The 26,138-nt window shown below is 44.3% G+C and carries 28 protein-coding genes; 5 read left to right on the forward strand and 23 right to left on the reverse strand.

Translation table 11 applies throughout. From position 1 onward, the window contains the following. Positions 1-115: 115 nt before the first annotated feature. Positions 116-586 carry a SprT family protein gene (locus BVI01S_RS17125; RefSeq protein WP_034763041.1) on the reverse strand — a complete coding sequence of 157 codons (471 nt, stop codon included), beginning with the start codon at positions 584-586 and terminating at the stop codon, positions 116-118. Positions 587-729: 143 nt separating this feature from the next. Between BVI01S_RS17125 and cmpA the strand changes: the two genes are divergently transcribed. Then, complete coding sequence (gene cmpA, locus BVI01S_RS22625) at positions 730-843, forward strand: cortex morphogenetic protein CmpA (protein WP_094075192.1); 114 nt, start codon at positions 730-732, stop codon at positions 841-843. Positions 844-937: 94 nt separating this feature from the next. Here the strand turns inward: cmpA and BVI01S_RS17135 are convergent, their stop codons facing one another. From BVI01S_RS17135 to acpS, 14 genes are all read right to left on the reverse strand, one after another. After that, positions 938-3,091, reverse strand: coding sequence for a Tex family protein (locus BVI01S_RS17135; protein WP_079533050.1), 2,154 nt, complete (start codon positions 3,089-3,091; stop codon positions 938-940). A gap of 176 nt (positions 3,092-3,267) precedes the next feature. Next, positions 3,268-3,864: a PP2C family serine/threonine-protein phosphatase gene (locus BVI01S_RS17140; RefSeq protein ID WP_034763047.1), complete on the reverse strand. Its 597-nt coding sequence runs from the start codon at positions 3,862-3,864 to the stop codon at positions 3,268-3,270. Next, positions 3,864-4,661 (reverse strand): RNA polymerase sigma factor SigB, encoded by a 798-nt coding sequence (sigB, locus tag BVI01S_RS17145; protein WP_034763049.1) that lies wholly within the window; start codon positions 4,659-4,661, stop codon positions 3,864-3,866. The genes BVI01S_RS17140 and sigB overlap by 1 nt, the downstream gene beginning before the upstream one ends. Next, positions 4,639-5,106, reverse strand: coding sequence for an anti-sigma B factor RsbW (gene rsbW, locus BVI01S_RS17150; protein WP_034763252.1), 468 nt, complete (start codon positions 5,104-5,106; stop codon positions 4,639-4,641). Before rsbW ends, sigB begins: the two co-directional genes overlap by 23 nt. Continuing rightward, a complete protein-coding gene (locus tag BVI01S_RS17155) occupies positions 5,106-5,438 on the reverse strand; it encodes an anti-sigma factor antagonist (RefSeq protein ID WP_034763050.1) in 333 nt (110 codons plus the stop codon). The genes rsbW and BVI01S_RS17155 overlap by 1 nt, the downstream gene beginning before the upstream one ends. A 75-nt stretch (positions 5,439-5,513) precedes the next feature. Continuing rightward, the gene (locus BVI01S_RS17160; RefSeq protein WP_034763053.1) at positions 5,514-6,524 is read right to left on the reverse strand and encodes a PP2C family protein-serine/threonine phosphatase; all 1,011 of its coding nucleotides are present in this window, start codon (positions 6,522-6,524) and stop codon (positions 5,514-5,516) included. Positions 6,525-6,534: 10 nt separating this feature from the next. Then, entirely contained in the window at positions 6,535-6,936 is a 402-nt protein-coding gene (locus BVI01S_RS17165; protein ID WP_034763056.1) for an anti-sigma regulatory factor, read from the reverse strand. A gap of 2 nt (positions 6,937-6,938) precedes the next feature. Next, positions 6,939-7,295 (reverse strand): STAS domain-containing protein, encoded by a 357-nt coding sequence (locus BVI01S_RS17170; RefSeq protein WP_034763058.1) that lies wholly within the window; start codon positions 7,293-7,295, stop codon positions 6,939-6,941. After that, a complete protein-coding gene (gene rsbRA, locus BVI01S_RS17175) occupies positions 7,292-8,122 on the reverse strand; it encodes an RsbT co-antagonist protein RsbRA (RefSeq protein WP_061811057.1) in 831 nt (276 codons plus the stop codon). The genes BVI01S_RS17170 and rsbRA overlap by 4 nt, the downstream gene beginning before the upstream one ends. A gap of 404 nt (positions 8,123-8,526) precedes the next feature. Continuing rightward, positions 8,527-8,877, reverse strand: coding sequence for a type II toxin-antitoxin system endoribonuclease NdoA (gene ndoA / locus BVI01S_RS17180; RefSeq protein ID WP_034763063.1), 351 nt, complete (start codon positions 8,875-8,877; stop codon positions 8,527-8,529). A 4-nt stretch (positions 8,878-8,881) separates the two neighbouring features. Then, complete coding sequence (locus tag BVI01S_RS17185; protein WP_032085355.1) at positions 8,882-9,163, reverse strand: CopG family ribbon-helix-helix protein; 282 nt, start codon at positions 9,161-9,163, stop codon at positions 8,882-8,884. Positions 9,164-9,289: 126 nt separating this feature from the next. Then, complete coding sequence (alr, locus tag BVI01S_RS17190) at positions 9,290-10,495, reverse strand: alanine racemase (RefSeq protein ID WP_061811058.1); 1,206 nt, start codon at positions 10,493-10,495, stop codon at positions 9,290-9,292. 236 nt (positions 10,496-10,731) lie between these two features. Continuing rightward, positions 10,732-11,745, reverse strand: a complete 1,014-nt coding sequence (locus BVI01S_RS17195; protein ID WP_061811059.1) for a LolA family protein — start codon at positions 11,743-11,745, stop codon at positions 10,732-10,734. A gap of 211 nt (positions 11,746-11,956) precedes the next feature. After that, on the reverse strand, positions 11,957-12,307 hold the full coding sequence (gene acpS / locus BVI01S_RS17200; protein WP_061811060.1) for a holo-ACP synthase: 351 nt from the start codon (positions 12,305-12,307) through the stop codon (positions 11,957-11,959). 135 nt (positions 12,308-12,442) lie between these two features. Here acpS and BVI01S_RS17205 point away from each other — a divergent pair, with 135 nt between their 5' ends. After that, positions 12,443-13,027 carry a rhomboid family intramembrane serine protease gene (locus BVI01S_RS17205; protein ID WP_034763076.1) on the forward strand — a complete coding sequence of 195 codons (585 nt, stop codon included), beginning with the start codon at positions 12,443-12,445 and terminating at the stop codon, positions 13,025-13,027. A 43-nt stretch (positions 13,028-13,070) separates the two neighbouring features. Here BVI01S_RS17205 and BVI01S_RS17210 read toward each other — a convergent pair whose 3' ends face one another. The 7 genes from BVI01S_RS17210 to BVI01S_RS17240 all read right to left on the reverse strand — a co-directional run bounded on the left by BVI01S_RS17210 (position 13,071) and on the right by BVI01S_RS17240 (position 21,385). Further along, complete coding sequence (locus tag BVI01S_RS17210) at positions 13,071-14,528, reverse strand: PH domain-containing protein (protein ID WP_061811061.1); 1,458 nt, start codon at positions 14,526-14,528, stop codon at positions 13,071-13,073. Next, positions 14,518-14,997 carry a PH domain-containing protein gene (locus BVI01S_RS17215; protein WP_061811062.1) on the reverse strand — a complete coding sequence of 160 codons (480 nt, stop codon included), beginning with the start codon at positions 14,995-14,997 and terminating at the stop codon, positions 14,518-14,520. The genes BVI01S_RS17210 and BVI01S_RS17215 overlap by 11 nt, the downstream gene beginning before the upstream one ends. Before the next feature lie 97 nt (positions 14,998-15,094). Beyond that, the gene (gene uvsE / locus BVI01S_RS17220; RefSeq protein ID WP_061811063.1) at positions 15,095-16,057 is read right to left on the reverse strand and encodes a UV DNA damage repair endonuclease UvsE; all 963 of its coding nucleotides are present in this window, start codon (positions 16,055-16,057) and stop codon (positions 15,095-15,097) included. A 255-nt stretch (positions 16,058-16,312) separates the two neighbouring features. After that, entirely contained in the window at positions 16,313-17,824 is a 1,512-nt protein-coding gene (gene cshA, locus BVI01S_RS17225; protein ID WP_061811064.1) for a degradosome RNA helicase CshA, read from the reverse strand. A 261-nt stretch (positions 17,825-18,085) separates the two neighbouring features. Next, on the reverse strand, positions 18,086-18,775 hold the full coding sequence (locus BVI01S_RS17230; protein WP_034763088.1) for an alpha/beta hydrolase: 690 nt from the start codon (positions 18,773-18,775) through the stop codon (positions 18,086-18,088). An 87-nt stretch (positions 18,776-18,862) separates the two neighbouring features. Beyond that, complete coding sequence (locus BVI01S_RS17235; RefSeq protein ID WP_061811065.1) at positions 18,863-20,239, reverse strand: UDP-N-acetylmuramoyl-tripeptide--D-alanyl-D-alanine ligase; 1,377 nt, start codon at positions 20,237-20,239, stop codon at positions 18,863-18,865. Positions 20,240-20,314: 75 nt separating this feature from the next. Next, positions 20,315-21,385, reverse strand: coding sequence for a D-alanine--D-alanine ligase (locus tag BVI01S_RS17240; protein WP_061811066.1), 1,071 nt, complete (start codon positions 21,383-21,385; stop codon positions 20,315-20,317). Between the two features lie 299 nt (positions 21,386-21,684). Here BVI01S_RS17240 and BVI01S_RS17245 point away from each other — a divergent pair, with 299 nt between their 5' ends. From BVI01S_RS17245 to BVI01S_RS17255, 3 genes are all read left to right on the forward strand, one after another. Then, positions 21,685-22,872, forward strand: a complete 1,188-nt coding sequence (locus tag BVI01S_RS17245) for a dicarboxylate/amino acid:cation symporter (RefSeq protein WP_034763095.1) — start codon at positions 21,685-21,687, stop codon at positions 22,870-22,872. 125 nt (positions 22,873-22,997) lie between these two features. Next, positions 22,998-23,549, forward strand: coding sequence for a GNAT family N-acetyltransferase (locus tag BVI01S_RS17250; RefSeq protein WP_061811067.1), 552 nt, complete (start codon positions 22,998-23,000; stop codon positions 23,547-23,549). A gap of 14 nt (positions 23,550-23,563) precedes the next feature. Then, positions 23,564-24,649 carry an FAD-dependent oxidoreductase gene (locus BVI01S_RS17255; RefSeq protein ID WP_061811068.1) on the forward strand — a complete coding sequence of 362 codons (1,086 nt, stop codon included), beginning with the start codon at positions 23,564-23,566 and terminating at the stop codon, positions 24,647-24,649. 64 nt (positions 24,650-24,713) lie between these two features. Here BVI01S_RS17255 and BVI01S_RS17260 read toward each other — a convergent pair whose 3' ends face one another. Beyond that, positions 24,714-26,138: a dihydrolipoyl dehydrogenase family protein gene (locus BVI01S_RS17260; RefSeq protein WP_061811069.1), complete on the reverse strand. Its 1,425-nt coding sequence runs from the start codon at positions 26,136-26,138 to the stop codon at positions 24,714-24,716.

Raw genomic sequence — 26,138 nt, forward strand, 5'->3', positions numbered from 1 at the left:
CGTGAAGTATTCTTACGCTTAACTCGTCTTATCGACTCTTTAGATTATAATGACTCATCAATTTCTTGTCAACTACTTTCAGTCACTTTTTCAACAAGAAAAACGCCTTTTATAACTACCCTTTTTCAATCACAACTTCCTTTACAAGGCGAAGTTTTCCTTTACAGCGGCCACACACATATTTCGTTGTATTGATTTTTCTTTTTCTTTCGAAGTTCAGACCGCACTCAGAACAGGCATAGTGTAACACCCGACTTCTCCTGTTCACACTTGGCAACGAAGAACAATGCCTTGGTCCCCCGACATGCGCGAGAAGTCTTTTAAAGTCCTGATCCCCATGTTTATATCCCTTTCCTTCAATATGCAAGTGATAATGACATAGCTCATGCTTTATAATTCCAATCAACTCTTCCATTCCATGCTCATCCAGATATCTTCGATTAATATCGATATCATGGCTGCCTAACATGTATCTTCCACCAGTGGTCCGTAATCTTGGATTAAAAAACGCCTTATGGCGGAACGGCTTGTTGAATGATTGGATTGAGATTCTTTCTACTAATTGTTGTAGCTCGGCATTCGTCATACAAATCCTTCTTTCTTAATTAGAACATGACAACCTATTATAGCATAAACTAGGTATCACCCTTATTGTTTCAAACTGACAAACTAATCGGAGAAAGACCGTTTTCTTTACCGGCACTTTCAACGGGATAAGGAGGTTTACTCATGCCAAATTGGCTTGTCAATCAATTGCGGAAAGCTTATCTTGAGAAAGATCGATACCAGATCAAACTTCTTAATCAATGTTGGAATTTCTACAGAAAGAAGAACTGCTCTTAATGATGTTTTTCTACTATCAAGTGATTCCATCTTATATAAAAAAGAGCTGACCACCAGATAGCTCCCTATCATTCAGTCAGCTCCTATCCATTTCTTAATGGACCATCGTCAGTGCAACCCTGCCTTTTTGGACATCTACACTATCGACCCAAACAGTCACAACATCCCCGACTGAAACCACATCTAACGGATGCTTCACGAAACCATTTTTCAGCTTTGAGATATGGACAAGTCCATCTTGTTTCACACCAATGTCAATAAAGGCACCAAAATCGACTACATTTCGAACGGTTCCTTGTAACTCCATTCCTTCAGATAGATCCTCCAGTTTTAGAACATCCTTCTTCAGTAGAGGTTTAGGAAACTCATCCCTTGGATCTCGACCTGGTCGAATCAGGGAATCGATAATATCCTTTAATGTCAGTTTCCCAATTTCCAACTCTTCACACACTTCATCTATATTCAATTGTTCCAGAGACTGTTTGAGTTTATCTGACCCGACGTCATTTACACCCATCCCCACTTTTGAGAGGAGCTTCTTTACATCGGTATAATTCTCAGGGTGAATAGACGTCCTATCAAGGACCTCTTTCCCATCCATTATCCTCAGGAAGCCAATACATTGTTCGAATGTTTTCGCACCCAGCCTTGGGATTTTTTTCAATTGCGCCCTGGATTGAAATTTCCCTTCTTCCTCCCGCTTTTTCACGATATTATTGGCCACTGTTTTAGAAAGCCCCGCTACATATTGCAATAAGGAAGAAGATGCAGTATTTACATTTACACCCACTTGGTTTACAGCCGTTTCCACTACAAACGTTAACGATTCGTTCAACTTCTTTTGGGAAACATCATGTTGATATTGCCCGACCCCGACTGATTTAGGGTCGATCTTCACTAATTCAGCTAACGGATCCTGTAATCTCCGGGCAATGGAGACAGCACTTCTTTCTTCCACTTGAAGGTCCGGGAACTCTTCTCTCGCCACATCTGATGCAGAATATACGCTTGCCCCCGCTTCATTGACTATTAAGTAAGAGATATTCCCGCCTACTTCTTTCAATAGATCCACCACAAATTGTTCGGTTTCTCTCGACGCGGTACCATTTCCAATTGCCACAACCTCAATCGAATATGTTGTCAAAATCGATTTAAAAGCGTCCTCTGCTTTGTTTCGTTGGGATTGAGATGTATGCGGATAGATTACGTTGATATCGAGGGTTTTCCCTGTTTCATCAATGACGGCAAGCTTACACCCGGTCCGAAATGCAGGATCGACGCCCAATACCATCTTCCCTTTCATCGGCGGCTGGAGCAATAATTTACGCAAGTTCTCAGAGAAGATATGAATGGCTTGATCTTCCGCTTTGTCAGTTAATTCATTTCGGATTTCTCTTTCTACTGACGGTTGGATGAGCCTTTTATAACTATCCTCCACTGCTTCCTTCACTAGGGGCACAGAAATGGAGTGGATATTCTTAATGACCTGCTTTTCCAAATACGTTTGGATGCCTTCTGTATCGGGCTGGATGTTCACTTTTAAAATGTCTTCCTTTTCCCCTCTATTCATTGCCAGGACACGATGGGGCACAACTTTGTGAATGGGTTCCTGATAGGAGTAATACATTTCAAACACTTTTTTTTCGTCTAACTCCTCTTTCTTTACCTTTGATTCTATTAACCCTTTACGGAATGTATATGTTCTTATGTAGTCCCGGTGAGAAGCTTCATCGGATATGTATTCAGCAATGATGTCCTTGGCTCCACCCAGGGCTTCTTCCACAGTTGTCACTTCATTCTCTTCAGAGATATAGTTTGAAGCTTCACTTGTAAGGTCTCCTTTTAATGGGAAGGTCAGAATCCATTCAGCCAGGGGCTCTAAGCCTTTTTCTTTTGCTACGGTTGCTTTGGTACGCCTCTTTTGTTTATATGGACGATATAGATCTTCCACCATTTGCAGCTTATCGGCTTTTTGAATGGACCCGGCCAATTCTTCCGTTAACTTCCCCTGTTCTTCTATGAGACGGATGACTTCTTCTTTTCGCTGCTCAAGATTCAACAGATAATTCCACTTGTCCATGATATTGCGAATCTGGACTTCATCCAGTGCACCTGTTTGCTCTTTTCGGTAACGTGCGATAAAAGGAACTGTATTCCCTTCCTCCAGAAGAGAAATGACGTTTTTTACATTCTTTATTGATAAGTTCAATTCTTTAGATACTTGTTGAAGTAATGGCTCTTGCTTCATTAATGTTGTTGCCAATAGTATTACCTCCATTGATAGGATTCTCTTTTATTTTACCATATCTGTCTTTAGGGATTAAAACGGTGACGCAGGTTATAGATGGATCTCTTATCCAGGTGCCAGATCCTTGAGGGACGCCTGAGTTGAGCTTATAAACAAAAAAACTTACCCTAAGCCCGTTAGAGTAAGTTTCCAATGATATATGTTGTATCATCTGATGTGCCGTCTACTAATGATTGGATGTCTCCTAGCGCCCCATGAAGGGTCGGATACCTTTGAAGGATATTCTTCACGCCGGATATACTCAATCCATCTGAGTGAATGAGGAATCTTGAATTGGTATTATAATGAAAACGTTGGGTTTTATACGTTTGGGGCCGTCCGGATAGATAGCCTGTGACCGGTAAGGGATAGGTCATCTTTCCTTCAGGTGCATACATATAAAATCGAATGTTACCTACACAACTATACACAAATTCTTTGGAATGGTAATACGCTTTAATAATCGCCACGGCAGCTCCACGTTTCTTCTGAAGGACGTCATTGCAAAGACTCATAAGGGTCTCGACATCTTCATGATGATTATTTTCTACAATCTCCACGACAGCATGTGACGATTCATAGGCAAATTTACCACTACCTAAACCATCGGCCAGGACACAGATAAAGTAATCGTTTGTGGAAGTATAGAAATAACTATCTCCACAAAAGGGATTCCCATTTTTCGATACTTGTTCTGCATAAAGCTCTATTTCATTTTGTTGAAGATAAGCCATTAATAATGACTCTCCGTATCGTCCATCTCTTCTTGAATGGCTTCCCGAAGCTTCTTAATCGCTCTTCTTTGCAGTCGGGAAACATGCATTTGTGAAATACCGAGCTTTTCCCCAGCTTCTTTTTGGCTTAGGTTTTCTAAATAAGTGTGTTGTATAATCGCTTTTTCCCTGTCTGAGAGGACATGAAGGACTTTCTCCAGAACGAGTCTCTGGTTCACCTTCTCATACCCTTCATCCTGATCTCCTACGATATCCAGTATTGTTACCGTACTTCCTTCTGAATCAGCCTCAATTGAGTGATCCACAGATAAAGCCTGATAACTTCTACCCATTTCCATCGCTTCCAGAACCTCTTCTTCACTTACTTCGAGGTACTCAGCAATCTCATGAACCTGTGGAGAGCGTTCTAATTTATTGGTTAACTCTTCAACCGTCGATTTAATTTTCGGGCCAAGTTCCTTAATTCTCCGGGGGACATGTACACTCCACGTTTTATCCCTTAGAAATCTTTTGATCTCCCCGATAATGGTTGGAATAGCGAAGGCTTCAAATGATCTTCCGAACGATTCATCATATCTTCTGATCGCTCCAAGCAGTCCAATCATCCCTACCTGGATAATATCCTCATGGAAAGATCGGCCCTTTGAATATTTCCTCGCAATGGATTCAACAAGGTTTTGATAGTGTAAAATGAGCTGACTTTGGGCGTCATCGTCCTGGGTTTCCTGGTAATCCTTAATCCATTTGAGTACTTTTTCTTTTTGAGCCTGCTGGTTAGGTTGAGATAGTTTTTTCATCCCTCTCCACCTGCTCCCCTGATAGGAATTTAGTCATAAAGACTGTCACTCCCTCCTTGTGATGCACTTTTACATCATCCATAAGGCTCTCAATAAGGTAAAGGCCTAACCCACCTTCTCTTAAGAACTCAACGGAATGATCGGCATGATAAGGACCAACAGCACTGCGAATTTCTTTGAAATCAAAACTTTCACCGTGATCAGCCACCATCACCTCAAGGCGATCCCCATACAGCGCGAATCCGACAACGACTTCTCCGTCATTATCTTTGTACGCATGCTGGACCGCATTAGTGATCGCTTCACTTGTGGCAATCTTCAAATCCTCAATTGCATCATAGTCAAACCCCATACGACTAGCAATTCCCGAAAGCGTCAAACGAATGACCCCGACATATTCCGGCTTTGCGGGGATCTTCATCTCGATGTAATCAAAAGCTTGCATCATTCCACTCCACCTTCTACTTTGGAATTGATATTCATAATATCCCCTAAACCCGTAATATCAAACAACCTTTGTAATCGGTCGGATAATCCGACTAAATTAAGCTGACCACCACGGGCCTTAACCGTTTTAAACAGACCGACGAACACGCCGAGTCCCGTACTATCCATATATGATACTTCTGAAAGATCGACTGTTATATCTTTATCATCAGATTCAGCAGATGGCTGAAGCGTTTCTTTGAGCTTTGGAGCTGTATATGCATCAATTTCACCGGCTACTTTAACGAGCAGCTCGTTTTCTTTTTCTTTCATATCTATTGATAAGTTCATAAAAAGACCACCTTTTTGGCAACATTATAATACATCTCTAATCATTTACCCTATTTCTGATAAAAATAAACCACATTACGAATTTCTTTTTATGATGATCAAGGTAAAATCGTCCCTAAGCTCAAAGTGCTGCAGCTTCTCAAGTTGCTTATACACATTATTGATGATCTCCTGAGTGGGAAGATGTGTATACTGGCTGATCAACTGAACCAGATCCTCCCTCTCGATGAAACCTTCTTCCGTGCGGCATTCTGTTACTCCATCGGATAGGAGAATGATCATATCCCCCACTTCCACACGTCTTTCATATTGTCTATACTTCGCTTTTTTATCAACACCTAATAGAAGGCCTTTTGCATCAAGGTCTTCATATTCATTGGTTGACGCTCTATAGAAAAAGCCGGGTTCGTGCCCAGCTGATGAGTATGAAAACAGATGTTTCTCAGAATTATACACGCCGTAGAACATGGTAATGAACATACTGGCGTCCACGTTTTGTTCGACTACCCTGTTCAAGCTTTCCAAGACAGCATTCGGTTCATGGCGATACTCTGGTAAACTGTCCATCGCATATTTGATCATGGACATACAAAGTGCCGCTGGTATGCCCTTCCCGATCACGTCCGCGATGGCCACACTGACGCTGTCATTTTCATCCTGGACAAAGTGATAGTAGTCACCGTTCATCTTCTTTGCCGGTACACTCACCGCTCCGATATCCAATCCTTCGACTGACGGAATGACTGTACCAAGAAGGGTTTGCTGCATATTGGAGGCTACATCTATTTCATTATTCAATTCCTGCTGTTTCGTTCTCAAGCTTTGATGTTCACGATAGGCAAAACCATACCCTATCATGACTTCCAAAAGAATATCGAAAGAATGCAGCACCTGATGCGGTATGTTTGGTTCCATCTCCAGAATGACATTCTTGTGGAGACTGATGATTTCTTCCGGTGATACGTGATGCTCAATTGATTTGCGACTGAATTTCTGTCCCAAATAAAGAGCCTTCTCATCCTGATCGTTTAAATAGTGCTCAATAATCTCTCTATATTTTGAATCCATCAATTCTCTGAAATTCATATAACTCCCCCTAGCGGAGCCACTTGGTCGCCCTTATATCTGTCCCTTCACCCGGTACAGATTCGACGTTAAATTCGTCCATTAAACGCTTAACTCCAGGCAAACCTGCTCCTAATCCGCCTGATGTGGAATATCCGTCTTCCATTACTTTTCTGATATCGGCAATACCAGGGCCTTCATCTAAGGCGATGATGCGAACGCCCTTTTTTCCGGCGTCGAATAATTTTTCAATGCAAATTTGACCATAGCCGGCATATAAATAGATGTTTCTTGCTAATTCGCTGATAGCCGTAGTGATACGAGCCTGGTCAACTGTGCCGAATCCGAGCTCTTTCGCTACATTCCTCCCTAACTGGCGGGCAGCAACGATGTCCCATTCATTCGTGATCTTCACGCAGGATTGGCTATCCATACCTAGTCCCCCAGTTCCAATTGTAATTTCTCCAGACCTTTTTCCAGATCCAAAGCGGTCAGGACGTCCTCTAATCTGATTCCAAGCTCGATCAACGTAATCGCTACAGCAGGCTGTATGCCCGTGATGACAACTTTTGCTCCCATCAGCCTGGACATATTGATTACATCCCCAAGTACTTTAGCGATGAACGAGTCTATAAAATCAATGGAAGTAATATCGATCACTACTCCCCGCGCACTTGTTTCGTGAATCTTCTGGAGAAGATCCTCTTGAAATTGAAGGGCTGTCTGATCATCCAGCTCCCACTGAATGGAAATCAACAAACAATCATGCAGCTTTAAAATTGGTATTCTCACTCTAATCCCTCCGCCGAAACTATTTTTCGATTTGTCATTTCAAGAGCTTTTTCTATTCCTTTTCTTAACGTACTGTTTGTGCTGAACTGATTAAGATCAATTCCCAAATTAACGATCGTCTGGGCAATCTCCGGTCTGATTCCCACCAGCATACACTTCGCCCCGACTAAACGCACGGCTTCAGCAGCCTGGATGATATGATGGGCGACCATCGTATCCACCACCGGAACACCGGTAATATCAATCAGAACGACTTCTGCCCTATGCTTTACCACACCATTTAACAGGTTTTCCATAATCAAACGGGCTCGTTCCGTATCAATGGTGCCGACAAGTGGCATAATGGAAATCTTTTCGAATACCGGTATAAGGGGCGCTGATAATTCCTGTAATGCTATCTTTTGAAGAGAAACCGTTCTTTCCCATGATTCTGTATAAGCTTTTACTACCCTGTTATACATCGGTGTCAGCCACTGATCAAACTTTTCAATCTGGGATGCATGGTTTTCTTCTGTGATCAGCCGATCCTCCATCATTCCTTCATATACCACTTTACCGAATGTCCCTAAAGCGGTTGTGACAAATGTCAATGGCCAACCTAATCTAACAACCTTTTCAGCGAAATCTTCAAGGCGGCTGTTGAATTCTTTCGAATCTCTCAAATTAGCGGCAATCATTTCAACAAACTCATGGCTTGTCTTGGTGAACACCTGATCTGAAACGACTTGTAGAAACTTCTCATCCGCTTCATTTCTCATGCGATCCATCCAAGTACTAGTGATTTCTGATTTATTGTCTTGAATATAAGCCGTGACTTCACTAAACATTTTGTTCTCTCCATTCTATCATATGAAATTTAACCCCAGTATTCAGGCCGATTGATGTAACCCAATCTTAAAGTAGTTTACAACAAAGAACGAAAATGACTTAATTACATTAATAGTAACAAATAAATATGGAAAAGAAAAAGCCTATGCCTTTTCGGGTATTTTTGTTGTTTTCTTTCCCATTATAAATTGTTTACCTTGTTTTGTCATAAAATTATCTATATTTCCATATCCAGATTCTTCTGCAAAGGCAGAACCAGGCTTCATTGGGCATAAAATTAAAAAAAGCAAAACAAAAAGGCTCAATGATCAAGCATTTGTTGATCAGCAAGCCTTCAGGTTTGCAGTTAAACTGTCTCTATTATATACGTGATAATGGATTTCACACGAAGGACGGATATGAGTTAAAACTGGATCAGACCCACACTGATTTGCAGGGCGTCGTCCACTTTCTCCATCATCTCGTCATCCAAGTGTGTAATCTTATCGGTAAGACGTTGTTTATCGATCGTTCGAATCTGTTCAAGCAAGATAACGGAATCACGTTCAAAGCCATAACGTTTTGCATCAATTTCAACATGAGTAGGCAGTTTTGCTTTTTGAATTTGTGCGGTAATGGCAGCTACAATAATTGTGGGACTAAACCTGTTCCCTATATCGTTTTGAATAACAAGTACCGGCCGAACTCCGCCTTGTTCTGAACCTACAACAGGAGAAAGGTCTGCAAAATATACGTCACCACGCTTTACAATCAAAGGATTAACCTCCGCTTACTAAGCGTTCGACTGTATGTTCTGCCTCATATTCTGCTTGAATCGCTTCTGAAGCGATTGCGAGATTAATCTTCGCCATTTCCATATAGCCGCGTCTCATAGATTCACGTAATTGTCTCTTCTTACGCTCTCGTAAATACATTTTGGTTGCACGATAAATAAACTCATTGCGATTCACATTTTCTTGATCTGCAAAGCCGTCCAATTCTGTAACGAGCTGTTGCGGTAGACGAATTAAGATTTCTGTTGTTGCGCTGGATTCAGACACAAACTACACCTCCACCAATCACTACATACCGTTTCTGTTCATTAACATACTTATCATACCATCAAATACAGGGAATGAAAAGTTAATTTATCAATCTCTTCTATTATCCACCAGTTAAAATACTAATTATTCATTAAACGGGGCGTTATTTTCCTGTTGACTGTGCACCCCTGTCGGTAAGAGCTTATTCGACACTTCCGTCGCTTCTCCGTTTCTTATATAAATGCGCGGTACTCTTGTCGAGATGATGCAAGGGATCTCATAGTTGATGGTATCAAGCTTCCCGGCGATTTCATCCATCGTTATGGCAGCTTGATCCTGCTTGCCGATCAACGTGACGCGGGTACCGATCGGCCGGGATTCAGGCAGCCGGATCATACATTGATCCATACAGATCCTTCCAACAATTGGAACTCTTTCCCCATCCACTAAAACGTCCTGACCCTGTAATTTCCGCAGCCACCCATCTGCATATCCAATCGGAATCGTCCCGATCCATTCCGATTCGGAAGCTTCATACGTAGCTCCGTAACTAACCTTCTCTCCAGCTGCAAGTTCTTTTGCATGAATGAGTCGGGAATGAAGTGAAAAGACTTCCTTCAATGGAAAAGGCAGTTCAGGTTTCATCTCGATCGATGGGGTAAGACCATACATGGCAATTCCCACTCTTACAGCATTAAAAAGGGTATTCGTTTTCCTTAAAGTAGCAGCACTATTGGAAGAATGGATATAGGCAGGAAGCGATTCGAGTTGTTGGAGCATATACTCGAAGCGCCTCAACTGTTCGTCAAGATAGTCATCATTCAGTTCATCCGCCGTAGCAAAATGGGTAAAGATCCCCTGAAGCTCGAACTGTGGGTGAGAATGAATATATCCCTCGATCCCCTTTAATTCTTCCGAGGTCCGAACGCCTATCCTCCCCATCCCTGTATCACACTTTATGTGAAGGCTTAGATGATCTTCTTTGGACAGCTGTCTTTCAGCTTCCACGAGCCATTCCTTGTGGAAAACCGTTAAGGAAATGTCCAACTGTGAAGCAATTTTCACATCTTTGGGCCTCGTAGCCCCCAAAACAAGGATCGGAGCGGTGATGCCTCCCCTTCTCAACGAAATCGCTTCATCCAGGAAGGCCACCGCCAATCCATGCGCCCCTGCAGCGAGTGCAGTGAGAGCGGTTTGAACATCCCCGTGCCCATAAGCATTCGCCTTTACAACGGCAAATACATTCACGTCATCCGGGATATGACCTTTAATATTTTTTACATTTTCATATAAATGATCCAAATTGATTTCAGCCCATGTATCTCGAAAAAATTGCGTCTGGGTTTCCACTCTGTTCACTTCCTCATATCGTTACACAAAACATTGTCATTCTATTCAAGAATACCATGGATTATTCATATTATCATTTATTGTGGTGAATAGATGTTGGGTTTTTCAGCAGAATGAAAGTTGAACTTGGGGTTTGATGGGGAGTATTGGAGGGGTTATGGTTGGAGTAGGGACTTTACTCTCTATTCATTGATTGAAAAGAGGCGGACCCGATAGGCCCGCCCCGATCATATACATCATTTCACCATTGAACCTTGCACGGATTGTGCCACCATCACCATTTCCGAAGGGGTGAGGTCATTTGATGCGAGCATATAATCCACACCATTATTCGTCCATCGGATGGATTGATCCGTCATGGCCGCTACGGTGAAGCCAAGGTCCACCAATTCCCCCTTAAGGGATGTAGAAACGGTCATCGTAGGGACGACAGTCGTCTTCTCTTGAACGATCGTAAAGGATTTTTCACCATCATAGGTTAAAATGACGCGCTTTCCTGTATCCGTCGCCACTTCTTTTTCTTCTATTAATTCAGTACCGGTGATTTCAGACATCGGGTAAAGAACGGTGAATTCCGTATCTTCTACTGCCGCTGTCACTGGAACCTCAAGCTGGGCGCCGGTCATATTTTTCTTCATATCGAAATCTTTTTTGTCAAACGCAGCTTTCATGTCCATCTTAGAAAATTCCACTTTTACAAGCGGGTTTTGATCTGAATCCATCACATTAACAGATGCCGGCGTCAGGTCTTTTTTGTTGAAAGCAATCTCCTGTGTAGGGAGCATCTGACTGTTCTGGTAACGTGTTTTCGTTGTGAAGACATAGTGACTCTTCGTTTCTTTGAAGGTCGCATCTTTGTCTTCTAATACATCCTTGACAAGTGATTCATACAAGTATGCCTGACTGCTGTTTTCAGGCCAGTTGCTTTGGAATCGGAAGCTTTTATTCAGAGCCGGTGTCAGGACGAACACTCCCTCATCATTACGCAGGATCATTTGGCTTTGATCTTTCGTAGCATTCTTAAGGGCTACACGATAATAATTAGGGTCATTATGCCATACTTCCACATCATAGGTTTGGGGTTCTTCTCCCACCTGCAGGGTCATTTTCGCATCTGCTTTGTACCCCTTCATATCTTCTACTTTTGCCTTAAGGTCCTTGGTTACATCGTCTTTCGATTTCTCTCCACAGGCAGCGAGTGCAAGCACCGCCAACATGGCCATCACTAGTATCACTAGCTTTTTCTTCATTTTTTCAACCCCTTTTGTCCCAGGATAAACGTAATTGAGAGAGGGGAAGGCCACCTGTCAAAGAATGGACGATTCTTGAAAGAATGCCCGGTTCCATTCGCCAACGAACCGCGATTGTTAAACAACTGGCCTTGTCTCTCCTATTGCACTACTGAATATATGAGACAACCTGAGGGATTATGCTAGTGAAGATGACAAGCTTTAAATTTAATTACTCTTCTATGACCACCTGGGCCGCCGCAAACTCCCTGCTGTGCGTGATGGATAGATGGGCATGCGTTTTCTCGGGCTTCGAAAAATAAGGCTTGCCGTTCCCATCCTTACTGATTTCAATATCCTGAAACGAAAGCATCGTCCCGATCCCGGTTCCATTCGCTTTTGCGTACGCCTCTTTCGCTGCAAAACGACCGGCCACATATTCAATCCTGCGCCCTTCACTCAACGAAAAGAACGCATCCTCTTCCCTGTCCGTCAGGATCCTCTTCACGAACTTCGGCTGCCGTTCCAGTAATTCCCGTATGCGCCCGATCTCCACAATATCCAGCCCTATTCCTTTAATCATATGCGTCTCCCCTTCTACTCTTGTCCTGTCCAGCATATTTTAATAATGAACTCCACTCGTGATTTTCATCTTTTTCTTATACTATAGTACTAACGGTTATTTTTTGCGTACCAAGCCCATTTAGGAGGATACACTATGTTTGTTAGAACGGAAAGTTTTTCTCAATTTCTACGATACTACCCTATTATTTCCTTGATCGTCCTGATTCATATCGCCCTATTTGCGGTCAGTGCCCTTCCCATCTTCCCTCAATTGTGGGTGTACGAACAACTCGCTGGTGTGAATGTATTCATAAAAGAAGGGGAATGGTGGAGACTGATCACTCCGATCTTCGTCCATATGGGTTTTGCCCATCTATTATTCAACTCTTTTTCTCTCGTCCTATTCGGACCACCTCTTGAGAAACACCTTGGAAAGGCAAAGTTCCTTGCCCTTTACCTGGCAAGCGGTGTGTTTGCCAATATCATCACTTATCTAATCAAGCCTCTTACTTATAGCCACGTCGGTGCTTCAGGGGCCATCTTCGGGTTATTCGGCTTTTATATTGCCATGATCGTCCTGAAAAATCATTTCATCACCAGGGAAAGCCGGCAGATCATCCTTCCCATCGTGATCATCGGGGTCGTAATGACCTTCATGCAATCAGGCATTAACATTACCGCCCATATCTTCGGGTTGATCGCAGGCTTCGTCATCGGATGGATTTCTGGGAGGAAGTAAGAATAAGCAAGAAGCGGCCGGAATGAACAGGCCGCTTTTTTGTTTATATACTATGGGAAAACCAGGAGACGATCCTTTTCAGATCTTCTTTCTTAAGGTCCCTCACCTGACCCGCATAACCGGCTGCCCCTGATTTCACCGTAGTCGTGAGACTCCCCAATCCTTTCCTTTCCTGAAACCAGCTCTCTTTCGTATCAAGGGACTGAATCCGATTTTTCTTCATATACATCGTATTCTTCAATATCCCTCTATATCGTAAAGATAACTGCCCCCCATCGATTCTGAATCCACCTGCGCGGTATTGATAGTACCCGAGCACTCCAAAAGGCAGAATCAAGAGCGCTGCCCAAAGACCATACGGCCAGAAGAAGTAGCAGGCGGCAGCGACAGGGATCACTACCCAGACCGATTGCCTGAATACATATCTCCTCATGGCACTTACCGGCAGCCCTGTAAAATCATCTTGGATGATATATTCAGGAAACAAGCCATTTAACAACTCCGGTACTTGTTCCTTCTTAATAATCGGGAATAACTTAATACTCGTACTGTCTTTCTCTAAAACAGATCCACCGGCATTTTCAATATGCACGGTACAATACCCAATCAGCTGCCTGATCGGGTTTTCCACTATCCGGATCCCTTGAACCCGGTTTAATGGGACCGTCACCTGCTTCTTTTCAAGCAGCCCTCTTGTCATGACAATATGTTCATCCACAATTCTGATCTTAAAATCACCATAAATGATAAATGTCCAGACGATCGATAGGAACCAGGCAAGAACCAGCCCTAAAAATGCCGTCAATGCGACGATGAACACGCCACTTTTTATAAACACGGCCACTTCTTCATATACAGCCTTGTAGGGAATGAGTTCATTGAACTGCGATAAAAATAAGGCAACCCCTGAAATAATGACCCCTACTCCTCCCGAGGTTGCCGCAAGAACCCAGATGTCTTTTTGACCTAGGGTGAAAAAAGGTTCATCTTCCTGAATGGCAGCCTGCTCCAGAGAAGAATCCTCCGTCACGCTCTCACCCTTCTTCTCCCGATAAATCATCTGCTCTAAATCCAGTGCTTCCTCCTTAGAAATCGCGGTCAGTTCCGCTTCCGACTCCCTGGAACTTGAAGATCCCGCTGTTTCGACCTTCACCTTTACAAGCCCAAAAGGCCGGTGCAAAATGCCTTCCGAGAAGTTCAGACTCTGGATCCGTTCAATCGGGATATACCGCTTCTTTTTCACAAATAGCCCGTACTCGATCCTCAGTTCACCACTTTCAAGCCGGTAGGTAAAACGAAGCCACTTAATGATTCCGAAAACAAGAACGATGACAAGGACAAGAGCCATGGATAGAAGCGGCATATAATCCCAAAATCCATTCTTTTCCCCCCGATTGTTTATGACAAACAAAAATACAAACGGAACAATCAAATCTTTCAGTTGTTTAATAAAACTCGCCACAGCGGATATGGGGTGAAGCCTTTTATGTTCAGACATCATCTTCCGCCACCCTCGCCAGCTGCGATATCGAATTCCTCAGTTCATCCGCTTCTTCCATGTCCAAAGCAGGGATTTCGTGGACGTTTGCTGCAGTGGAGATGGTAATCGTCGACAGCCCGTATCTTTTTAAAATCGGCCCCTGCACTGTATCAACATGCTGAACTCTCACCATCGGAACCAGCGTACGTTTCACAATCAGGATTCCCCTCTGCAGTTCAATCTCCTGTTCCCTCACTTCATACCGCCACCTTTTCCATTTGATGGTCGGAAGTAAAAACACGAACAAATATGTAAAAAGGATCACTACCCCTACAGCTATTACGGTCACCCAATGGGACCAATCAAATATATACGTCAACACAATGGCTCCGACTGCCAAGGCAGCCACGATCAACGATTCCAGCACTCCATATATCTTCCATACTTTCAAAGCCATTGGCGATATTCTCTTTTGCGGTTCCCCAATCATTCAAATCCCCCTCTCTCTTTTACTAAATCTTACAGTAAATATACGTTTCCGAACAGAGATGGTTTCAGATTGTGGGGAGAATTAAATTTCATAACATCTACTTCACTATAAAGGAACTTTTATCGACCCATTCAATTCCTTTCTTTCCTTGCAGATCTTCCACCAGTCTGAACAGTGCGTCATCCTTTTTCTTAGCTTCGATCATACAATCGATTTCCTCGACTGAACCTTTCATTCCGTGTAAAAAGTCAAGGAACATCCCGGGATCGATGAAATCCGCATGGGCCTTGTACTCTTCCCGGGACCGGGGGCTGGATATATGCATCTTCAGCGGCAAAGGCGACTGACTCCACGTCCCAACCACTCTATCCCAATCCAGCAGCCAGTCTCTTTCGTTATAGGCCAGATGGTGATGATAATCAAACACAAGCGGAATGCCGAGTTTCTCACACAAATAAAGGGCATCCGAAGCGCTGAAGACCGTATCATCGTTCTCAAGGATGATCATCCGCTGAAGAGAGACCGGGGTCAGCCCCCAATTATGAATAAATTGCTCAAGCGCCTTTTCCTTATCCTCATACGCTCCACCCACATGAAGGACACAGCGGTGGGTCGGATCGATTCCCATCCCCTTTAACAAAGCTTCGTGCATCTTCAACGTCTTCAGCGTATTTTTCAACACCTCCACATCACTGGAATTCAGCAGAACAAAGTGATCAGGATGAAAGCCCACCCTCATGGGATGAAGCTTCAAGTATTCTTCAATCTCCCGGAGTTCCTCCTGTAACGGAGAGATAAAATCCCATCCCTTCAATTCAGGATGATTCGCAAGAGGGATCAGTTTCGAACTGAACCTGAAGAAGTGGATTTCATTCAGGACATTATGCTTTAAAAGCCTGAGGCAGTTTTGTAAATTCGACCGGGCGATCCGTTCTAATTTATGAATCGCTGCCTCTCGATCCTTTATGCCTGCGAATTGCTTATAGGTCATCGTTTGGGAGGGGGATGCATTTTGAAGGTTCATGCTCATGGCAACATAGCCGAGTTTTACGAGTGTCATGGATGTTGGACTCCTTTTTGGGGTTAGTATGTGCTTTAGGCGGGGAATTATCTTGCGGGTTTTGAATAAGTGACGGATTTCGTTTCTCCGCGGGTTTCATATTGAAGGGATTCTTTACGTCATTTTAGTTGTAATTGCGTGTTTTTACATAAATTGGAATCACGCATTCTTCGTCCGGCATCTCATCCTCTTCCCAAACCAACCACAACAAAAAACACGACAACCCCTAAAGGTCATCGTGTCCTATTGATCTAATCAAGAATTGTTATAAGATTTACGTTTGCTTGAAGATTGTGGTCTGCCGCCGCCAGAACGGTTGCGGTCTCCGCCACGGGTTCCGCCTCCGCGATTTCCACCGCCGCTGCGTGAAGATCCACCGCGACTTCCGCTGCGTGCTCCACCTTTGTATCCACCACGGTTACCGCCGCCACGATTTCCACCTCTTGATGGTAGTGGACGTTCTTCCGTAATTTCTACAGGAGTCGTATCAGGCTCTTTCGTCAATACACGGATCGCTGCCGCTACTGCTTGAACAGGATCGTGATCGCCTAGGAATTCTTCTGCTAATGGATAGTAATCTTTAAGATCGCTTTCCTTCGCAGCTTCAACCAGCTTCTCTAAAGCCAGGCGTTGTTGACCTTCAAGAGCTTCGTTTAAGCTAGGTGGCTTAAGGGCCGTCATTTTCTTCTTCGTTGTTTGTTCAACAATTTTCAGGTAACCCATTTCTCTTGGTGTAACAAAAGTGATGGACATACCCTTCTTACCTGCACGACCTGTACGTCCGATACGGTGAACGTAGCTTTCAGGATCTTGAGGAATGTCAAAGTTGTAAACATGCGTTACGCCTGAGATATCTAATCCACGGGCAGCAACGTCTGTTGCGATCAGGATATCGATGCGTCCTTCTTTGAACTTCTTAAGGACCGTCATACGACGGGCTTGAGAAAGATCTCCGTGAATACCTTCTGCAAGGTAGCCGCGGATGCTAAGAGCACGCGCTAATTCGTCTACTCTTCGCTTTGTACGACCGAATACAATCGCAAGTTCCGGTGATTGTACGTCGATTAAACGGGAAAGTGTATCGAATTTTTCTTTTTCGCTGACTTTTGTGAAGTATTGTTCGATGTTTGAAACCGTTACTTCTTTTGATTTTACTTTAATTACTTCCGGCTCTGACATGAAACGGTTCGCAATGCGGCGGATCGGATCCGGCATAGTGGCAGAGAATAGAAGTGTTTGTCTTGTGCTTGGTACAGTTTCAAGGATGCTTTCGATGTCTTCGATGAAGCCCATGTTCAGCATTTCGTCTGCTTCGTCAAGCACTAATGTTTCAACGTTTTCAAGGTTGAGTGTTTTACGTTTGATATGGTCAAGAAGGCGACCTGGTGTACCGACGATGATATGAGGGTTCTTTTTCATCGCACGGATTTGACGCTGGATGTCCTGACCTCCATATACAGATAGGACGCGGGCACGCTTGTCAGCCCCGATACGGTATAATTCTTCAGAAACCTGGATCGCAAGTTCACGTGTTGGTGCAATGATAAGGGCCTGGACTTTAGGGTTCTTGACATCGATTTTCTCGATCATCGGAATACCGAATGCTGTCGTTTTCCCTGTTCCCGTTTGTGCCTGACCGATGATATCCTTACCTTCTAAACCGACTGGAATTGTACTTGCCTGAATTGGTGTTGCTTCTTCAAAGCCCATACGTTTGATTGATTTCAACGTAGATGCGCTTAAGTTTAAATCTGCAAACTTAGTCAATGTTACATTCTCCTTTAATTTACATCTTTTATAACTAATCAATATCTGATTATATTTTTAGGTCGGAACGAAATCTTACCCACCGAAAGACTTCGGTATCTAATCTAAAACCGTCTATATGAGATGTTTAGTTTTATGTTTGGTACAAAAAAATACACTCTTCAAAATAGAAGAGCTAGCACGTCCAACAAATTAAGAACTATGTTGTAGTTATGTTACCACTTCTAGAAACGAATTTCAATCTAATGTCAAATAGTCAATCTATTCAATTTGAAGGAATTGGTAGATCTTATCAAAAAGTTCATGCTTATCTTGGCTGTGACATATCAAGTGTTTGGCTTCAGGGGAATAAAATAGGTTTTTCTTCTTTGAGGAAATAGTCTCATATATATATTTCGCAGCTTTAGGGGGGACTATTCCATCATTCTTTCCTTGGGCGATAAAGGTTGGGATGCTTACCTCCCGAAGGAGCGGACGAGCAATACGGACGACTTTCCTGAATTCGTATGTGGACAGGATCGGGGTTTGGGTCACTTTGAATTTGTACCGTTTGTACAGCTCGTTTTCCAGTATATTTCCCTGTATTCCTTCTTTAATTAAATTTCCAATATCTTTCAGTAATTGCTTGGCATTGATATAGTAGGCCGCCGCACTTAACAGGACGAGCTTATCTACATCGTATTTGACCGAAAGATACGAGGCAATCAATCCGCCCATTGAAAATCCGATTACGTACACTTCGTCACATGTGTCCAACAGGACTTTCAGCTCGGACTCAGCATGTTCGATCCATTCTATATGCTTAATCCCTTTCAGTTCGAGGGTTTCCCCATGACCAGGAAGAGTCGGCACGACGATTTTCCAATCGGTTCGATCTTGGAGGAATTCAGCCAGGGGTTCTACTTCAAACGGACTCCCTGTGAAACCATGGATTAATAAACAACCGATCATGTTATCCCTTCTTACTTATTAAAAGGTAGGGAGCGAGCCACTCTCCCAGCTTAAGCTCATTTTGCTCATTTCAAAGAAGGTTTAAACTTATCCCTTTAATCCTTCAATGATTTCTTCCAGTTTCATTCCTCTGGAAGCCTTAAATAGGATCAATTCATCCCCTTTGATCAAGGAAGACAGTTCCTGAGCCAAACTCTCTTTATCCATATAAGAGTGCACGCGCTCTTCAGGGAAATTCTCCAGGGCACCTTTTGCGATGAACGTTCCAAGCCGTCCAAACGTGAACACTTGCTGGATCTTTTCCTGATCGATCAAGTGTCCGATCTCTTGATGAAATTCTTCTTCTTGATCTCCAAGTTCGAGCATATCACCAAGGACGAGGATTTTTGTGCGGAATCCTTCGAGCTCTGACACCAGTCCGATGGCCGCTTTCATGGAAGTGGGGCTCGCATTATAGGCATCGTTGATGATGCTTTCGCCTTTCTTCCCTTCCACCATTTCCATCCTCATCTGGGTCAGCTTCAATGATTGCAAGCCTTCTTTCATTTCTTCCACGGTGAGTCCGAAATGACGGGCGATCAGGATCCCGGCAAGGGCATTATGGATGTTATGCTGCCCCAATACAGGTAGGAAGAACGTTTCACCTTCAGCGACAGAAGTCTCAAAATAACTTCCTTGATTGTTCATTTCGATCTTTGTCGGGTAAATATTATTGGATTCACTTCTTCCGAATGTCTCCATATTCTTTAGGCCAATTCCCTTCACGCCTTCCTGCAGAAGCGGTTCGTCTCCGTAGTAAGCAAACAGCCCGTCAGGTTTAAGCCCTTTGACAATTTCGAGCTTAGCCTTGGCGATGCCTTCACGGGAGCCAAGATCCTGAAGATGGGATTCCCCGATATTCGTGATGATGGCAGCATCCGGCTGAGAAATTTCAGATAGGAGTTCGATCTCTCCAAATCCGCTCATCCCCATTTCAAGCACAGCCACTTCCGCGTCCCGGGGCAGTGAAAGGATCGTTAACGGAAGACCGATATGGTTATTATAATTCCCCTGTGTTTTATGCACACGGTACTTTACAGATAATAGATTGGCGACAATATCCTTGGTCGTTGTTTTCCCATTGCTTCCAGTAATCCCGACTACCTTTAAGTCAAGCTCGTGACGGTATTGGTTTGAGAGAGACTGAAGGGCAAGCAGTGGATCTTCCACCACGATGACCGGAATATCCTCCGGGGGATTAGGGACATTGATATCCCATAAGGCAGCGGATGCTCCATTGTCGATCGCCTGACGGACGAACTGGTGACCGTCGACGTTTTCTCCTTTAAAAGGAACAAATAGGTTGCCACTCCCGATTTTTCTTGTATCGATGGAAACACCTTTTACAATTACCGAATCAAATGCAGAAAGGTCATTTTTCACATCAAGCATGGTACATATCTCTCTAATCGTCTTTTCGAACATTCGTTTTCTCCTTTTACTCATTATTCATCAAAATAGACCAGGGACTGCCTCTGGATGTGGTCAGTCCCAAGTTGTTTACATCGTATGTTTAATCGTTTGTTTGTCTTGATAGCGTTCCATTCCAAGCTCCACGAGTTTCCCGATAAGGGTAGGATAATCGACTCCAGTGTGTTTCCAGAGAAGCGGGAACATGCTGTACGGTGTGAAACCTGGCATCGTGTTCACTTCGTTCATGTAAATCTGACCGTCTTCCGTCAAGAAGAAGTCTGCACGCACAAGTCCTGAACAATCCAGGGCTTTGTATGACTGAATCGCAATTTCCTTCATGTCATTATAGATGCTTCCTTCTACTTCTGCAGGGATGATGAGGGCTGTATCCCCATCTTCATATTTGGCTTTGTAATCATAGAAATCTTTCTTAGGTACGATCTCTCCTGCCACGGAGCATTCGGGCTGATCGTTGCCAAGTACGCCAAGCTCGATTTCCCGGGCCTTCACGCCTTCTTCAATGATGATCTTACGGTCGAATTGGAACGCTTCTTCAAAAGCCGTCTCCAGTTCTTCACGGGACGTGCACTTGCTGATCCCAACAGACGAACCCAGGTTTGCCGGCTTTACGAAACAAGGATACCCAATCTCATCTTCCACTTGCTTATAAGCAGCGTCAGGGTTCCCCTTCCACGTGCTGCGGATGAACCACGTGTAGTTGACTTGAGGAATGCCAGCCTGAGCAAATAGATTCTTCATGATGACTTTATCCATTCCGGCAGATGAAGCAAGGACACCGTTTCCTACGTATGGAAGATTCAACAGCTCAAGCATGCCTTGAACCGTTCCATCTTCACCATTCGGTCCGTGAAGCAATGGGAAGATCATGTCATAGCCTTCCGATTCAGAAGGAGCGATGGACGTACTCAAGGCATTGGGAGCAATCTCTTCTCCGTGCTTGAACTGTAATGCTTTCACATCTTCAACGGGAGCATTCAATTGTGGTCCTTTTATCCAATTACCTTCCGTCGAAATAAAAATTGGGTGGATTTCATATTTATTTAAGTCCAGGGCACCGATCACGGCCTTGGCTGTTTGCAGGGAAACATTATGTTCAGCGGATTTACCACCGTACAGTAAGCACAACTTCGTTTTCATGTATTTCGTTACCTCCAATATTCACAATAGATGTTTCTATTTTATCACTTTCATCGGAAAGGGAAAGAATGATTCCTTTGGAAAATAAAAATTACCCCATTTGTCTTGATTCAAATGACATTCAGATCACGGCCCATTATATATGTATGCAAACGAAAACCAGTCCGGCGACAGTTCTTTCAATTATTATTCTGAATACACTTAAGATTTCGCCTATTTAAAAAGCTATTAAATTATCACTCTATTAGGTGTATAATCCTCGTATTAAAAACATTTGTACTTTCAAGGAGGACACCCAGATGAGAAAGCTCGGTTTACTACCTAAGATCCTTTTAGGTATCGCATTAGGTATTGTCATTGGAGCATATGCACCAGAATGGTTTGTAAAAATCTTCGCTACATTCAATGGACTATTCGGTAATTTCCTCGGATTTGCAATTCCATTGATCATCATCGGCTTTATCGCTCCGGGGATTGGCTCCATGGGTAAAGGTGCAGGGAAACTTCTCGGATTGACCACTGCCCTTGCGTATGGTTCCACCGTGTTAGCCGGTTTACTCGCCTTTACGGTTGCGAAGTCTATTTACCCAACTTTACTAGCCAATCAAACGTCCCAATCATTTGAAAATCCAGAAGAAGCTCTTCTCAAAGGGTTCTTCACAGTGGACATGCCTCCGATCATGGGCGTGATGTCGGCACTCCTCATCGCGTTCACCATTGGACTGGGAATGGCCGCCATTAAAGGGGATACCCTTCAAAAAGGGATGGATGAATTCAGGAACATCGTGGAACTTGTCATTGAAAAGATCATCATTCCACTTTTACCGATTCATATCCTTGGGATCTTTGCCAATATGACACAAGGTGGACAAGTGAGTGCCATCATGTCTGTATTTGCAAAAGTTTTTGTCATGATTATCCTTTTACACCTTGTCTTTTTAGTTGTTCAATATACAGCCGCCGGTACATTGAGAAAGCAGAACCCGCTTTCCATGATGAAAGGGATGCTCCCTGCTTATTTCACGGCACTCGGAACACAATCATCGGCGTCAACGATTCCCGTCACCCTTGAACGTTCCAAAAAAATCGGTTCAAGAGAACGGATTGCAGACTTCTCTGTACCGCTCCTTGCCACCATTCATTTATCAGGAAGCACCATCACACTCGTCAGCTGCGCCATGGCCGTCATGTTCATCCAGGGTGAAGCTCTGCAATTCACTCAGCTGTTCCCATTCATTTTGATGCTCGGCATCACGATGATTGCAGCACCTGGTGTTCCCGGCGGAGCCGTTATGGCAGCCCTTGGATTACTTGAAACCATGCTTGGATTCGGACCGACTATGACGTCTCTCATGATTGCCCTTTACCTTGCACAGGACAGCTTCGGAACTGCCTGCAACGTAACAGGCGACGGAGCCATCACATCCATCGTCGACAAACTGACCCAAAAGAAAAAAGCACGGGTCTCGTCCATCAAAGCAAGTTAACCAAACAGAGGTCCGTCCCTCACCTTAGAGGGACGGACCTCTGTTTTTTCTTACTATCTATTCTGATTATTCAGGGTATTTTCTGTATAATGGAAATAGTAACACAATAAAGGAGTGCTCATGAATTGAAATTAACCGGTCAGCGTGTAACACTTAGAAAAATAGAAGAGAGAGACCTTCCCCGTCTTTGGGACTATATTTACGGCGATCCTTCCCCTGAGTGGAAAAAATGGGACGCCCCTTATTTTAAACATACGTACGTCCCCTTTGAAGAGTATATGGAATCATCCATCAGAAATAAAAGTCGCAGCGATGAGTTCCAACGGGTCATCGAGGTCGACGGTACCATCATCGGAACCGTCGGATACTATTGGGATTACGAACCCACCAGATGGCTTGAAGCGGGAATCGTCATCTACGATCCTGCCTTTTGGAACGGTGGATATGGAACCGAAGCCTTATCCCTATGGGTCGATCACCTCTTTTTGACGAAGGAAATCGGGCGGGTCGGCATCACGACGTGGTCAGGGAATGAACGGATGATGAAGGTCGCAGAGAAAATCGGGATGCAACTTGAAGGACGTATGAGAAAATGCCGGTACTACAACGGGGTTTATTATGACTCCATACGCATGGGGATGATCAGGGAAGAATGGGAAGAGAAACGCTCTCTCTAAAAAGGAGTTCCACTATGAAAACAATCATCTTAGTCGGTGGCGGACACAGCCACCTCCATTGCTTAAAAAAGAGTCAACATCAGGGTGAAAACGTGAAATGGGTCCTGATTTCCCCTTCCCGTTATCAATATTATTCCGGAATGTTCTCCGGATACACGGAGGGAATCTATTCATTGGAAGAAACCCGGATCGATTTAGAGAACTTATGTAAAGCTGCCGGCTGTGACTTTGTCAAAAGCACCGTTCTCTCCATCGATCCCGATCAGCAGCATCTGTTAACAGACAAAGGGGAGATCTTCACCTACGACTTTGTTTCATTCGACATCGGCTCCCGAAATGATTCAACGGAGATCAAAGGATTACATAAACACAACCTGCCTATCAAGCCAAATTACCGATTTCCCGAGCAAATCCAGAAACTGCAGAAAAGCCGAAAAACCATTTTCATCGGTGGCGGTGCAGCAAGTATTGAAATGGCATTATCCCTGAAAGCATGGAAAAGGGACAAAGGGTATGACAATCATGCTGTCATAGTCGCCCACTCCTCTCCACTGTTAGAAAAAGCCGGTATCTTTTCGTCTAAAAAAATGACGGCTATCGCCCTTACAAAAGGCATCGATCTGCATCAAGGGCGCGTGACGAAAGTGGAGGAGTCCCGAGTGTATACAGATAAAGGGGAGATCCTCGATTATGAAGAGGTCATTTTCCTGGGAGGACCTAAAGCACCCCCTCTATTCGCGAGCAGTGTGCTTCCGACAGATGAACAAGGATATCTGCTCGTGAACAGCTACCTTCAATCAGTTGAATACCCAAACGTGTTCGGAACCGGTGATTGCGCTACCTTACAAGACTTTCCCGATGTGCCTAAAAACGGCGTAACAGCCGTCAGACAAGGGCCCGTCCTATGGGAAAACCTGAACGGCGCCGCAGCCAATGGAAAAATCATTCCCTTTGAGCCCCAGAAACGATATCTCGCTATCATGTCTGTCGGGGACAAGCGTGGCTTCCTAACCTACGGATCCTTTTCATTGGTCAGCGGATGGGCCTGGCGGTTGAAGAACTGGATTGATCAGCGGTTTATGGGAAAGTATGGGGAGTGAGGGTTAAGCAGCTAACCCCACAAAAAAAACACGACCGCCTCCCAGCAGTCGCGCTGTAAACACCTTATCTAAACAATTCCACATACTTCTTACTAATCACAGGGAGTACCCCGTCGAACAGCTTCTCTCTCCAGTACAGGTCCGCTGTCTGCTGGACGGCTGCTGCGTGATTCGGGTAAGGATAGACCATGTTGGAAAGGGCACCGATCTTGCTTCCCTTTTCCATTGCGAACACGACCGGCTGCATCCAGTCTCCAGCGCCGGCGCCGACTGCGTGGGCACCGAGGATCCTGCCTTTCGGGTCTGTGATGATTTTAACGAGACCCTCTGTCTTCTGATCTGCCACGAACCGGTCTACCTCGTCTAACGTTTTCTTATAGACCTTGTATTCTATTCCTTTTTCCACCGCTTCTTCACCGGTCAAGCCGATATGGAAGATTTCCGGTGTCGTATAGGTGGTCCAGGGCAGCTTGCTGTAGGAGACATTTCGTTTCAATCCAAATACGGCGTTCTGGACGACAAGCTTCCCTTCCATTCCGGCACCGTGAGTGAATGGATAACGGCCGTTCACATCTCCTATCGCGAAAATATGGGGTTGATTCGTTCTTAGTTCGTCATTCACTTTGATGAATCCCCGATCGTCTGTCTCCACACCGGCAGCGGAAAGATTCAAGGAATCTGTACCCGGCTTGCGGCCTGTCGCGAGGAATAAAAGGTCCCCCTCAACCGACTGCTCTTCTCTATCTTTCACGTAATGAACCACCTTCTGTCCATCCCGCTTCGACACACGTTTAATTTCAGCTCCAAAAACAAACTGAATATCCTTTTCCAATAACCCGGTGGCCATTTCACGGATTTCTTTATCTTCTTTCACCAGGATTTCATCATGCTGTTCTAGCACTATGGCTTCTGAGCCTAAATGGGAGAATGCCTGCGCCAATTCCAGACCAATTGGACCTCCCCCGATGAAGACCACCCGGCGAGGGAGGTCATCCACTTCGAATACTGTTTCATTCGTATGGTATTCAACATTGCCAAGGCCATCGATATCGGGGACAAGTGGACTTGATCCTGTCGCCACAACCACCCTCTTCCCGGAGATCCGGTCCTCTTTCTCCACCAAAATGGTATGGGGATCCAGGAACTCGGCTGCTCCGAAATAAATATCGACCCCAAGCTCCAGGAAGCGCTCGGGATCATCGTGCTGTTGAATGTGTGAAATGGCCCCTTTGACTCGTTCTTTTACCTTCTTCATATCGACGGATCCTTTTGTTTCGAATCCGTAATCCCCGGCTGAACGTATGGTCGCCACTTCTCTTGCCGATTGGATGAACGCCTTGGACGGGACACAGCCAAAGTGAAGGCAATCCCCTCCCAGAAGGCCGCTTTTTTCAACAAGTGCCACTTTTGCTCCCAGTGAGGCAGCCCCAGAGGCGACGGTCAATCCGCCTGCCCCTCCTCCTATGACAATTAAATCGTATTGTTCCAT

Source organism: Rossellomorea vietnamensis NBRC 101237 (assembly GCF_001591825.1).
GTDB classification, from domain to species: domain Bacteria; phylum Bacillota; class Bacilli; order Bacillales; family Bacillaceae_B; genus Rossellomorea; species Rossellomorea vietnamensis.